Source organism: Cupriavidus sp. 01L46, from assembly GCF_056399905.1.
The window spans coordinates 24308-37456 of sequence record NZ_JBFTSF010000100.1; the positions used below are offsets into that span (position 1 = coordinate 24308).

9 protein-coding genes and 1 tRNA gene are annotated in these 13149 nt (G+C 61.5%); all 10 read right to left on the reverse strand.

All coding sequences use genetic code 11. From position 1 onward, the window contains the following. Positions 1-145: 145 nt before the first annotated feature. The gene (gene rpoC, locus AC1DS3_RS19000; RefSeq protein ID WP_477127705.1) at positions 146-4390 is read right to left on the reverse strand and encodes a DNA-directed RNA polymerase subunit beta'; all 4245 of its coding nucleotides are present in this window, start codon (positions 4388-4390) and stop codon (positions 146-148) included. Between the two features lie 133 nt (positions 4391-4523). After that, entirely contained in the window at positions 4524-8630 is a 4107-nt protein-coding gene (gene rpoB, locus AC1DS3_RS19005) for a DNA-directed RNA polymerase subunit beta (protein ID WP_477127706.1), read from the reverse strand. A gap of 411 nt (positions 8631-9041) precedes the next feature. Beyond that, a complete protein-coding gene (rplL, locus tag AC1DS3_RS19010) occupies positions 9042-9413 on the reverse strand; it encodes a 50S ribosomal protein L7/L12 (protein ID WP_477127707.1) in 372 nt (123 codons plus the stop codon). 76 nt (positions 9414-9489) lie between these two features. After that, positions 9490-10038, reverse strand: coding sequence for a 50S ribosomal protein L10 (rplJ, locus tag AC1DS3_RS19015; protein WP_477127708.1), 549 nt, complete (start codon positions 10036-10038; stop codon positions 9490-9492). Positions 10039-10469: 431 nt separating this feature from the next. After that, positions 10470-11165 (reverse strand): 50S ribosomal protein L1, encoded by a 696-nt coding sequence (gene rplA / locus AC1DS3_RS19020; protein WP_006162337.1) that lies wholly within the window; start codon positions 11163-11165, stop codon positions 10470-10472. Continuing rightward, complete coding sequence (gene rplK / locus AC1DS3_RS19025) at positions 11166-11597, reverse strand: 50S ribosomal protein L11 (RefSeq protein WP_006162338.1); 432 nt, start codon at positions 11595-11597, stop codon at positions 11166-11168. It abuts the gene before it with no gap. A 207-nt stretch (positions 11598-11804) separates the two neighbouring features. Next, positions 11805-12386, reverse strand: a complete 582-nt coding sequence (nusG, locus tag AC1DS3_RS19030; RefSeq protein WP_006162340.1) for a transcription termination/antitermination protein NusG — start codon at positions 12384-12386, stop codon at positions 11805-11807. A 10-nt stretch (positions 12387-12396) separates the two neighbouring features. Further along, entirely contained in the window at positions 12397-12777 is a 381-nt protein-coding gene (gene secE, locus AC1DS3_RS19035) for a preprotein translocase subunit SecE (protein ID WP_006162342.1), read from the reverse strand. A 61-nt stretch (positions 12778-12838) separates the two neighbouring features. Further along, positions 12839-12914 (reverse strand) — tRNA-Trp (locus tag AC1DS3_RS19040). A gap of 84 nt (positions 12915-12998) precedes the next feature. Continuing rightward, on the reverse strand, positions 12999-13149 hold a 151-nt coding region (locus AC1DS3_RS19045), incomplete at its 5' end, for an EF-Tu C-terminal domain-related protein (protein WP_456301274.1).

Sequence of the window (13149 nt, forward strand, 5' to 3'; positions counted from 1 at the left end):
AAACATAAGCATGACGAATAAAAGTGGCCGACAAAGACCGAAACAAATAAAACTAGCCGTATAGCTACAGGCAAAAAAAACCCGGCCACCAGGGCCGGGCTTTTTCATGCAGCTTGCTTGCAGGTTCAGGCTGGCAGTCTTAGTCTTAGACCGCGTCGCCCTCGCCTTCGGTCGTCGCCGGCACCACCGGCGGCTCGATGAAGAGCGACTGCTCTTCGTCGGAGATCGCCTGGGCACGTTCGCGCTCGGCCGCCTCGCGCGCCTTGCGGGCACGGTGGTAAGCCAGACCCGTACCAGCGGGGATCAGTCGACCAACGATCACGTTTTCCTTCAGACCACGCAGGTCGTCGGTCTTGCCCATGATCGCGGCTTCCGTCAGCACGCGGGTGGTTTCCTGGAACGATGCCGCCGAGATGAAGCTGTCGGTAGACAGCGACGCCTTGGTGATACCGAGCAGCAGGTTTTCGTACGTGGCCGGACGCTTGCCTTCGGCGATCACGCGATCGTTCTCGTCGAGCAGTTCCGAACGCTCCACCTGTTCACCCGGGATGAACTTGGTGTCGCCCACATCCGCGATCTGCACGCGGCGCAGCATCTGGCGCACGATCACTTCGATGTGCTTGTCGTTGATCTTCACGCCCTGCAGACGGTACACGTCCTGCACTTCGTCGACGATGTAGTGCGCCAGCTCCTCGATGCCCTTCAGGCGCAGGATGTCGTGCGGGTCCGCCGGACCTTCCACGATCATTTCGCCCTTGTTCACCACCTGGCCATCGTGCACCAGGACTTGCTTTTCCTTGGTGATCAGGAACTCGTGGGCGTTGCCGTCCAGGTCCGTAATCACCAGGCGTTGCTTGCCCTTGGTGTCCTTGCCGAACGACGTGGTGCCGGTGACTTCCGCCAGCACGGCGGCATCCTTCGGCGAACGCGCTTCGAACAGCTCGGCCACACGCGGCAGACCCCCGGTAATGTCGCGGGTCTTTTGCGATTCGGTCGGGATACGTGCAAGCACTTCACCCACGTGCACCTGCTGGCCGTCCTTCACGGTGATCAGCGCGCCGACCTGGAAGCCGATGGTCACGGAGTGGTCCGTGCCCGGGATCTTCACCTCCTGGCCGTTGGCGTCGAGCAGCTTCACCTGCGGGCGCAGGCCCTTGGTGGCAGCCGTACGGCGCTTGGCATCAATCACCACGAGGGTCGACAGGCCGGTGACCTCGTCCATCTGCTTGGCGACAGTCACGCCTTCTTCGACGTTCTCGAACTTGGTCGTGCCGGTGTACTCCGACACGATCGGGCGCGTCAGCGCGTCCCACGTGGCCAGTTGCGTGCCAGCCTTGATGGCCTGGCCGTCCTGCACCAGCAGCGTGGCGCCGTACGGGATCTTGTGGCGCTCGCGCTCGCGGCCGTGGTCGTCGGTGATCAGCGCTTCGCCCGAACGCGAGATGACGATCAGCTCGCCCTTCGCATTGGTGACGTAACGCATGGTCGCCGTGAAACGCACGGTACCGGTTGCCTTCGCTTCCACGCTGGATGCCACGGCCGAACGCGATGCCGCGCCGCCGATGTGGAACGTACGCATGGTCAGCTGGGTGCCCGGCTCGCCAATCGACTGGGCGGCGATCACGCCAACCGCTTCGCCGGAGTTCACCAGCACGCCGCGGCCAAGGTCGCGGCCATAGCACATGCCGCACAGGCCGTAGCGCGTGTCGCACGACAGCGGCGTGCGCACCTTCACTTCGTCCACGCCGATGGCGTCGATCATGTCGACCAGGTCTTCGTCCAGCAGGGTGCCGGCCTCGATCGCGGTTTCCTGGGTTTCAGGGTTCACCACATCGGACACCGTCACACGGCCGAGAATCCGGTCGCGCAGGGCTTCGATCACTTCACCGCCTTCGACCAGGGCCTTCATGGCCACGCCGTTGGTCGTGCCGCAATCGTCTTCCACCACCACCAGATCCTGCGTCACGTCGACCAGACGACGGGTCAGGTAACCCGAGTTCGCGGTCTTCAGTGCCGTATCCGCCAGGCCCTTACGCGCGCCGTGGGTGGAGATGAAGTACTGCAGAACGTTCAGGCCTTCACGGAAGTTCGCCGTAATCGGCGTTTCAATGATCGAGCCATCCGGCTTGGCCATCAGGCCACGCATGCCAGCCAGCTGACGGATCTGCGCTGCGGAACCGCGCGCGCCCGAGTCGGCCATCATGTAAATCGAGTTGAAGGAGTCTTGCTTCACGGTGTTGCCGTGACGGTCGACCACGTCTTCGTGCTGGAGCTGCTCCATCATCGCCTTGCCCACCTGGTCGCCGGCGGCGCCCCAGATGTCCACGACGTTGTTGTAGCGTTCCTGATCGGTCACCAGACCCGACATGTACTGCTTGTCGTATTCCTTCACCTTGGCAGCCGCGTCGGAAATGATCTTTTCCTTTTGCGGCGGCACCAGCATGTCGTCGATGGCGATCGAGATACCAGCGCGCGTTGCCAGGCGGAAGCCCGACTGCAGCAGCTTGTCAGCGAAGATCACGGTCTCGCGCAGGCCGCACTTGCGGAACGCGGTGTTGATCAGGCGCGAGATTTCCTTCTTCTTCAGCGGCTTGTTCAGCACCGAGAAAGGCAGGCCCTTCGGCAGGATCTCGGACATGATCGCGCGGCCGACCGTGGTGGCCTGCAGCGTGATCTTGGGCGCAAAGCGGGCGTCGCCCACTGCGTCCTTGTCGACCAGTTCATACTCGGTGATACGCACGTTCACGCGCGAAGCCAGTTCGACTTCCTTGTTCTCGTAGGCGCGGATCACTTCGCTGATGTCGGCGAACGTCAGGCCTTCGCCCTTGCCGTTGATCTTGTCGCGGGTCGTGTAGTACAGACCCAGCACCACGTCTTGCGACGGGACGATCGACGGATCGCCGTTGGCCGGGAACAGCACGTTGTTGGAGGCCAGCATCAGCGTGCGGGCTTCCATCTGCGCTTCCAGCGACAGCGGGACGTGAACAGCCATCTGGTCACCGTCGAAGTCGGCGTTKAACGCCGCGCAGACCAGCGGGTGCAGCTGGATGGCCTTGCCTTCGATCAGCACCGGCTCGAACGCCTGGATGCCCAGGCGGTGCAGCGTCGGTGCGCGGTTCAGCATGACCGGATGCTCGCGGATCACCTCTTCGAGGATGTCCCACACCACCGCGGTCTGGCTTTCCACTTCCTTCTTCGCCGCCTTGATGGTGGTGGCGATGCCCATCGTTTCCAGCTTGTGGAAAATGAAGGGCTTGAACAATTCGAGCGCCATCAACTTGGGCAGGCCGCACTGGTGCAGCTTGAGGGTCGGGCCCACCACAATGACCGAACGGCCGGAGTAGTCGACGCGCTTGCCCAGCAAGTTCTGACGGAAACGGCCGCCCTTGCCCTTGATCATTTCGGCCAGCGACTTCAGCGGACGCTTGTTGGCGCCCGTCATGGCCTTGCCGCGACGACCGTTGTCCAGCAGCGAGTCAACCGCTTCCTGCAGCATGCGCTTTTCGTTGCGCACGATGATTTCAGGCGCCTTCAGTTCGAGCAGGCGCTTCAGGCGGTTGTTACGGTTGATGACGCGGCGATACAGGTCGTTCAGGTCCGAGGTGGCGAAACGGCCACCATCCAGCGGGACCAGCGGACGCAGTTCGGGCGGCAGCACCGGCAGCACTTCCAGGATCATCCATTCCGGCTTGATGCCCGAACGCTGGAACGCCTCGAGCACCTTCAGGCGCTTGGCGAACTTCTTGATCTTGGCTTCGGAGCCGGTGGTCTGCAGCTCGGCGCGGATCGTTTCGATCTGCTTTTCGATGTCGATGCCGCGCAGCAATTCACGGATGCCTTCGGCACCCATCATGGCCACGAACTCGCCTTCGCCATACTCTTCGCACTTGGCGATGTAGTCGTCCTCGGACATGATCTGGCTCTTCTTGAGCGGAGTCATGCCGGGTTCGAGCACCACGAATGCTTCGAAGTACAGAACGCGCTCGATATCGCGCAGCGTCATGTCGAGCACCATGCCCAGACGCGACGGCAGCGACTTCAGGAACCAGATGTGCGCGGTCGGCGCAGCCAGTTCGATGTGGCCCATGCGCTCGCGGCGCACCTTGGCCAGCGTCACTTCAACGCCGCACTTCTCGCAGATCACGCCGCGATGCTTCAGGCGCTTGTACTTGCCGCACAGGCACTCGTAGTCCTTGATCGGGCCAAAGATCTTGGCGCAGAACAGACCATCGCGCTCGGGCTTGAACGTCCGATAGTTGATGGTTTCCGGCTTCTTCACTTCACCGTACGACCACGAACGGATCTTCTCTGGCGATGCCAGGCCGATCTTGATCGCGTCGAACTGCTCTTCCTGCTGAACCTGCTTAAAGAGATCGAGCAATGCTTTCATTGCAACTCCTTGTTTCGCCGCCAGCCCGACAGCATGTCGGGCCCGCGGCATTCATCCTGTGGGAAAACCGTAGCGGGCATTCGGCGGCAGGCGGGCCATTTACGGCCGGCCTGCCGCGCACTCTCGATCCGAATCAATAGCGATCGAGGTCGATGTCGATACCCAGCGAACGGATTTCCTTCACCAGCACGTTGAACGATTCCGGCATGCCGGCATCGATCGAGTGCTCGCCCTTGACGATGTTCTCGTAGACCTTGGTCCGGCCGTTCACGTCATCGGACTTGACCGTCAGCATTTCCTGCAGCACGTAGGAGGCGCCATATGCTTCCAGCGCCCACACTTCCATTTCACCGAAACGCTGGCCACCGAACTGCGCCTTACCACCCAGCGGCTGCTGGGTCACCAGCGAGTACGGGCCGGTCGAACGCGCGTGCATCTTGTCGTCGACCAAGTGGTGCAGCTTCAGCATGTGCATCACGCCCAGCGTCACCGGACGCTCGAACGCTTCGCCGGTACGGCCGTCGTGCAGCGTGACCTGTTGCTTGGAAGCGGTCAGGCCCATGTCCTTGGCGATCTCTTCCGGGTACGCCAGGTCCAGCATGCGGCGGATTTCGTCTTCGTGCGCACCGTCGAACACCGGCGTGGCGAACGGGACACCCTTCTTCAGGTTGGTCGCCAGTTCCAGCACTTCAGCGTCCGACAGGCTGTCGAGGTCTTCCGGCTTGCCGCTCTCGTTGTAGATCTGGGCGAGCAACGGACGCAGTTCCTGCGCCTTCGCCTGTGCCTTGAGCATGGAGCCGATACGCTGGCCCAGGCCGCGCGCGGCCCAACCCAGGTGGGTTTCCAGAATCTGGCCCACGTTCATCCGCGAAGGCACGCCGAGCGGGTTCAGCACGATGTCGGCGGGTGTGCCGTCGGCCATGTAGGGCATGTCTTCGATCGGAACGATCTTGGACACAACGCCMTTGTTGCCGTGACGGCCTGCCATCTTGTCGCCAGGCTGCAGGCGGCGCTTGACGGCCAGGTACACCTTGACCATCTTGATCACGCCCGGCGGCAGTTCGTCGCCTTGCGTGAGCTTCTTGCGCTTTTCTTCAAAGGCCAGGTCGAACTCGTGACGCTTCTGCTCGATGGCTTCCTTGACGGCTTCCAGCTGGGCAGCCACTTCTTCGTCGGCCGGGCGGATGTCGAACCAGTGGTACTTGTCCAGATCGGCCAGGTACTCACGGGTCAGCTTGGCGCCCTTGGACAGCTTCTTCGGACCGCCATTGACGGTCTTGTCGAGCAGCAGGCGTTCCAGACGCTGGAAGGCATCGCCTTCCACGATACGCAGCTGGTCGTTCAGGTCCAGGCGGTAGCGCTTGAGTTCATCGTCGATGATGGACTGGGCACGCTTGTCGCGGGTCACGCCTTCGCGGGTGAAGACCTGGACGTCGATCACGATACCGCTCATCCCCGAGGGGACGCGCAGCGAGGTGTCCTTCACGTCCGAAGCCTTCTCGCCGAAGATCGCGCGCAGCAGCTTTTCTTCCGGGGTCAGCTGGGTCTCGCCCTTGGGCGTGACCTTGCCGACCAGCACGTCCCCGGCTTCCACTTCGGCACCGATGTAGGTGATGCCGGACTCGTCCAGACGCGCGAGTTGCGCCTCGGCGAGGTTGGAGATGTCGCGGGTGATTTCTTCCGGTCCCAGCTTGGTGTCACGGGCGACGACCGACAGTTCCTCGATGTGGATCGAGGTGTAGCGGTCTTCGGCCACCACGCGTTCGGAGATCAGGATCGAGTCTTCGAAGTTGTAGCCGTTCCACGGCATGAACGCCACCAGCATGTTCTGGCCGAGCGCGAGCTCGCCCAGGTCGGTCGATGCGCCGTCGGCGATCACGTCGCCACGGGCGACGAAATCCCCAACCTTGACCATCGGACGCTGGTTGATGTTGGTGTTCTGGTTCGAGCGGGTGTACTTGATCAGGTTGTAGATGTCGACGCCGACTTCACCGGCGACAGCTTCCTCATCGTTCACGCGAATCACGATACGCATGGCGTCGACGTAGTCCACCACGCCGCCACGGGTCGCCTGGACGGCAGTACCCGAGTCGACCGCAACGGTACGCTCAATGCCGGTACCCACCAGCGGCTTSTSCGSACGCAGGSWMGGCACGGCCTGRCGCTGCATGTTGGCGCCCATCAGTGCACGGTTCGCATCATCGTGCTCGAGGAACGGCACCAGCGATGCCGCGGCCGAGACGATCTGCGAAGGCGCCACGTCGATGTACTGGACGCGGTCCGGCGTGACCATACGGGTTTCCCGCTCGCTACCTTCACGCGACGACACCAGTTCGTCGATCAGGGTACCGTCGGTGTCAACCGTCGCGTTGGCCTGCGCCACCACGTACTTGCCTTCTTCAATGGCGGACAGGTAGTCGACCTGGTCGGTCAGCTTGCTGTCGACCACCTTGCGGTACGGCGTTTCCAGGAAGCCGTACTCGTTCAGGCGTGCATACAGTGCCAGCGAGTTGATCAGGCCAATGTTCGGGCCTTCCGGCGTTTCGATCGGGCACACGCGGCCGTAGTGGGTCGGGTGCACGTCACGCACTTCAAAGCCTGCGCGCTCACGGGTCAAACCGCCCGGGCCAAGTGCGGAGACGCGACGCTTGTGCGTGATCTCGGACAGCGGGTTGGTCTGGTCCATGAACTGCGACAGCTGCGACGAACCGAAGAACTCGCGGATGGCCGACGAAATCGGCTTCGAGTTGATCAGGTCGTGCGGCATCAGGTTTTCAGTCTCGGCCTGGCCCAGACGTTCCTTGACGGCGCGCTCGACKCGCGACAAGCCGGCACGGAACTGGTTTTCGGCCAGTTCGCCAACGCAGCGGACGCGACGATTGCCCAGGTGATCGATGTCATCGACCTCACCCTTGCCGTTGCGCAGGTTGACCAGGATCTTGATGGTCTCGAGGATGTCCTCGTCCTGCAGCACCATGCTGCCTTCACCGCTCGGGCGGCCCAGGCGGCTGTTGACCTTCATGCGGCCAACGCGCGACAGGTCATACGACTCTTCGCTGTAGAACAGGCGCTGGAACAGGGCTTCCACCGCGTCTTCGGTCGGCGGCTCGCCGGGACGCATCATGCGGTAGATCGCGATACGCGCAGCGGTCTGGTCCGCGGTGTCGTCCACGCGCAGCGTCTGCGACATGTACGGACCTTGGTCCAGATCGTTCGTGTACAGGGTCTGGATCTGCTTGACACCGGCTTCGCGCAGGTTTTCCAGCACGGTTTCGGTCAGCTCGTCGTTGGCGTTGGCAATCACCTCACCGGTATCCGGGTCGATGATGTTCTTCGCCAGCACGCGGCCGAGCAGGTAGTCTTCCGGCACGCTGATCAGCTTGGTGCCGGCGGAATCCAGGTCGCGGATATGCTTTGCGTTGATCCGCTTGTCCTYCTCCACGACGACACGGCCGTCCTTGTCGGCGATGTCGAAGCGCGCGACTTCACCGCGCAGGCGTTCGGGCACGAATTCCATCTGCGCGCCTTCCGACTGCAGGGTGAAATTGTCGAACACGAAGAAGTGCGCGAGGATTTGCTCGGGCGTCAGGCCGATCGACTTCAGCAGGATCGTGACCGGCATCTTGCGGCGACGGTCAACGCGGAAGTACAGGATGTCCTTCGGGTCGAACTCGAAATCGAGCCACGAGCCGCGGTAAGGAATAATCCGTGCCGAGAACAGCAGCTTGCCCGAGCTGTGGGTCTTGCCCTTGTCGTGTTCGAAGAACACGCCAGGCGAACGGTGGAGCTGCGAAACGATCACACGCTCGGTACCGTTGATGACGAAGGAGCCGGTCGACGTCATGAGCGGAATTTCGCCCATGTAGACTTCCTGTTCCTTGACTTCCTTGACCTTGCCCGGATTTTCCCGATCGTTGATGATCAGGCGTACCTTGGCACGCAGCGCCGAGTGGAAGGTCAGGCCACGCTGTTGACATTCCTTGACGTCGAACGGCGGGTTGGAGAGGTGGTAGGAGACGAACTCCATACGGGCGAGCCCGTTGTGCGACACAATCGGGAAGATTGCACTGAAAGCCGCTTGCAGGCCCTCGGTTTTGCGACGCGAKGGTGGCGCACCCTCTTGCAGAAACTGAGCGTAGGATTCAATCTGGGTGGCAAGCAGGAAAGGAACCTGATGAACCGTCGCGCGCTTCGCAAAACTTTTGCGAATGCGCTTCTTTTCGGTGAAGCTGTACGCCATGGGATCTCCGAATCATCGCAGGGCTGGCTGGACCTGGCGCAGCACCTGAGGTGTTCAGCGACTGGGAGGGGATTTGGCGGTTGGCCGCTACCAACCTCTGGCTGACGGTGTCCGCACGCTGCGAGCCGGCAGAAACGACGCAATGCGTCATACYGGCCCGGGGGACACCCGACCAAACTTGTCTTCTGCAGTCGGTTCAGAAGACAAACATCAGCAACCACCTAGTGTGCCACTGATGTTTGGCCTCTGCTCAAGCTTAGGCATACGCCCAGCTCTCAAGCATCGTTTGCGCCATTTATTCACGCTTCCGAGTGCACAGTAAAACACACATCGCAGAAGCGCAAAAAGGCTGGCGCCGGGAATCTCCCTTTGCCAGCCCCATTCGCGTGCCAAAAGGCACGCGAGTACAGCTTACTTGACTTCGACCTTTGCGCCGGCGTCTTCCAGCTTCTTCTTGGCGTCGGCTGCAGCAGCCTTGTCCACGCCTTCCTTGACAGCCTTCGGTGCGCCGTCAACCAGATCCTTGGCTTCCTTCAGGCCCAGGCCGGTGATTTCGCGAACAGCCTTAATCACGCCAACCTTGTTTGCGCCGATTTCCGACAGGATAACGTTGAATTCGGTTTGCTCTTCAGCGGCAGCAGCGCCTGCGCCCGGGGCAGCAGCCACGGCCATCGAAGCGGCGGACACGCCAAACTTTTCTTCGAACGCCTTGACCAGGTCGTTCAGTTCCATCACGGACATCGMGCCTACGGCTTCGAGGATGTCGTCTTTGCTGATTGCCATTTGGAATACTCCTGCTAAATGTGATTCGGTATCGGTAATGCGATCTTGATGAGCCAGGCTGCGAAAGGCTTACGCCTTAAGCAGCTGCGCCTTCGCTCTCGGCGGCGGMAGCAGCGCCTTCGCCTTCGGCAGGGGCGCCTTCGCTCTTCTTGGCGGCCAGTGCAGCCAGCAGACGGGCGAAGCCCGACACYGGTGCCTGCATCACGCCAAGCAGCTGAGCAATCAGTTCGTCACGGCTCGGGATCGAGGCCAGTGCCTTGACGGCAGCAGCATCGAGCACGTTGCCGTCGTACGACGCTGCGCGCAGAACCAACTTGTCGTTGGTCTTGGCAAAGTCGTTCAGAACCTTGGCCGACGACACTGCATCTTCGGAAATACCGTAGATCAGCGGACCGGTCATTTGCTCTGCGAGGCCGGCAAACGGCGTGCCTTCCACGGCGCGGCGGGCCAGCGTGTTCTTCAGAACACGCAGGTACACGCCTTGCTCGCGGGCCTTGGCGCGCAGCTTGGTCAGATCGCCAACCGCAATGCCGCGATATTCGGCTACGACGATGGTCTGGGCTTTAGCGACTTGCGCCGAAACCTCAGCAACGACGGCCTTCTTATCTTCAATATTAAGTGGCACGGTTAAGCTCCAAAACGATGCTTGTTCCCCGGATCGTCCGGGGCACGCACATCAGTCCAAACGAACGGCGTCCGATTTGGCCCGAATCACCCGGGTCATTGCCCGGATTCTTCAATCCCTCGGGTGCGCCATCTGCGCTGGTGGGCCGGGAGGCGTCGCGGCAGGCCAAAGCCACGCTGCGTACGTTCCGTCCGATTAAGGCGAGGCAGCCAACCTACGGCCGCGCCCGCCACCAGCGGTCTTTGATAACCAGCGGTGCCTGCTCCACGCTTGCGCGCCGGCGGGCACCACTGCCCAAAGCCTTGCTCCTTCATCCTGCGGTGTCCTATCGGGCACCGCCTGACTCGGGAGACGATCCCGGCCTGGGCCGGGATCCTCAATGYTTTACGCTGGGCGACGTTATCGGGTCCGCCCTGCGGTTGCCGCCAGCCTTAGGCCGACAGCGAAGCCTGTTCCACGCGAACGCCAACGCCCATGGTGGACGAAACAGCGATCTTGCGCAGGTACACGCCCTTGCTGGTAGCCGGCTTCGACTTCACCAGGGCTTCGATCAGCGCGCTCAGGTTGCGCTTCAGATCGGCGTCCTGGAACGAACGGCGGCCAATGGTGGCGTGGATGATACCGGCCTTGTCGACACGGTATTGCACCTGACCGGCCTTGGCGTTCTTCACAGCCTGGGCGACGTCGGGGGTAACCGTACCGACCTTCGGGTTCGGCATCAGGCCGCGCGGGCCCAGGATCTGGCCCAGCGTACCAACGATACGCATCGTGTCCGGCGAGGCGATCACGACGTCGAAGTTCAGGTTGCCGGCCTTGACTTGTTCAGCCAGGTCTTCCATACCGACGATTTCGGCGCCAGCTGCCTTGGCGGCTTCAGCCTTTTCACCTTGGGCGAACACAGCCACGCGAACCGACTTGCCGGTACCGGCAGGCAGCACGACGGAGCCACGAACCACCTGGTCCGACTTCTTCGCATCGATGCCAAGTTGCACGGCCACGTCGATGGATTCGTCGAACTTGGCCGATGCGCAGCCCTTCACCAGGCCCAGGGCCTCGTCGATCGGGTAGAACTTGGTGCGCTCGATCTTCGCCTTGTTCGCGGCGGTGCGCTTGGAAACCTTAGCCATTTACAGACCCTCCACGGTGATGCCCATCGAGCGAGCCGAACCGGCGATCGTACGGACGGCAGCGTCCAGATCGGCAGCGGTCAGGTCAGCGTTCTTTGCCTTGGCGATTTCTTCAGCCTGGGCACGCGTGATCTTGCCAACCTTGTCGGTGTGCGGCTTGGCCGAACCCTTGGTCAGGCCAGCTGCCTTCTTGATCAGAACGGTCGCCGGGGGCGACTTCATCACGAAGGTGAAGCTCTTGTCGGCGAAGGCGGTAATCACCACCGGCACCGGCAGGCCGGGTTCCATGCCTTGGGTCTGCGCGTTGAACGCCTTGCAGAACTCCATGATGTTCAGACCGCGTTGACCCAGTGCGGGGCCCACGGGCGGGGAGGGATTTGCCTTACCAGCCGGAATTTGCAGCTTGATAAAGCCAATGATCTTCTTGGCCATATTTACTCCAATCCGGACCGCTTCCTGGCGGAATGYGATCCTGTTGAGTCGTAGCGCGCTATCGCTGCAGGGATGGTTCATCCACCCCAGCCAGCCTCACGCTCCTCTTGTGGCCAGCCCCTTTCGAGACTGGCCGCTGCATTTTTCGCTGACCTTGCAGTCAGCATAAAACGCGAAAACCTGAACTGCTTAAACCACACAGACCACTTAGACTTTCTCGACCTGGCCGAACTCGAGCTCGACCGGGGTGGCACGCCCGAAGATGGTGACCGAGACGCGCAGGCGCGATTTCTCGTAGTTCACTTCCTCGACGTTGCCGTTGAAGTCGGTGAAAGGGCCGTCCTTGACGCGAACCATTTCGCCCACTTCAAAGAGCGTCTTGGGACGCGGCTTCTCGACCCCTTCCTGCATCTGGGTCATGATCTTGTCGACTTCCTTCTGGGAAATCGGACTCGGGCGATTGCGCGCACCGCCGACGAAGCCAGTGACCTTGCTGGTGTTCTTCACCAGGTGCCAGGTCTCGTCGGTCATTTCCATCTCGACCAGCACGTACCCCGGGAAGAAGCGACGCTCGGTGACAGACTTCTGCCCACCCTTGATTTCAACGACTTCTTCGGACGGGACCAGGATGCGGCCAAACTTGTCCTGCATTTCGGCGCGCTCAATGCGTTCCTGCAGCGCGCGCTGCACACTCTTTTCCATGCCGGAATAGGCGTGCACCACATACCAGCGCTTCTTCGACGAAGGCGATTCAGCTGCGGGGACTTCCTGTTGTGCGTTATCCGTCATGTTCTATCCTTCATTTCCAGCCCAGCACGAGCGAAAAGATGACCCACTCGATGAGCTTGTCCGCAGACCACAGGAACACGGCCATGATCACGACAAAGACAAACACCAGGCCCGTCATCTGCCCGGCTTCCTTGCGGGTGGGCCAAACGACCTTGCGGACTTCGCGATACGATTCCTTGGAGAAACCGATGAAATCCTTGCCTGGCGCCGATACCAGCGCGACCACCACGCCCAGCGCAATGCCGCCGAACAGCGCAGCGCCACGCACGTAGGACGGTTGCTGTGCCAGAGCATAGAAACCGATGACGCCGGCAACCACCAGTAGCACCGCGGCGCCAAGCAACCACTTACCACTGGCGGCGTTGACGGTTTCGACGTTGGGATTGGCCATGTTTCGCAAACGAGACTAAGCCGCGTCACGATACTCTCTATCGCGACGCGGCTGATTGAATTGGCAGGGGCAGAGGGAATCGAACCCCCAACCTTCGGTTTTGGAGACCGACGCTCTGCCAGTTGAGCTATACCCCTAAAACAACTGTGGGGTCGGCGATTAGGCCAACCCCTCTGGCAACGAATACGGCCGGTTGGTGCCGTATCCGCTGTTCGACTTTATCAGTCGAGGATCTTTGCCACGACGCCGGCGCCGACGGTACGACCGCCTTCACGGATGGCGAAACGCAGGCCTTCTTCCATGGCGATCGGGGCAATCAGCTTGACCGTGATCGACACGTTGTCACCCGGCATGACCATTTCCTTGTCCTTC

What these genes read in the sequence shown, in the direction of transcription:
- rplA (WP_006162337.1), bottom strand. Translation starts at nt 11,165, where the DNA reads ATGGCTAAGGTTTCCAAGCGCACCGCCGCGAACAAGGCGAAGATCGAG.
- rplK (WP_006162338.1), bottom strand. Translation starts at nt 11,597, where the DNA reads ATGGCCAAGAAGATCATTGGCTTTATCAAGCTGCAAATTCCGGCTGGT.
- secE (WP_006162342.1), bottom strand. Translation starts at nt 12,777, where the DNA reads ATGGCCAATCCCAACGTCGAAACCGTCAACGCCGCCAGTGGTAAGTGG.
- nusG (WP_006162340.1), bottom strand. Translation starts at nt 12,386, where the DNA reads ATGACGGATAACGCACAACAGGAAGTCCCCGCAGCTGAATCGCCTTCG.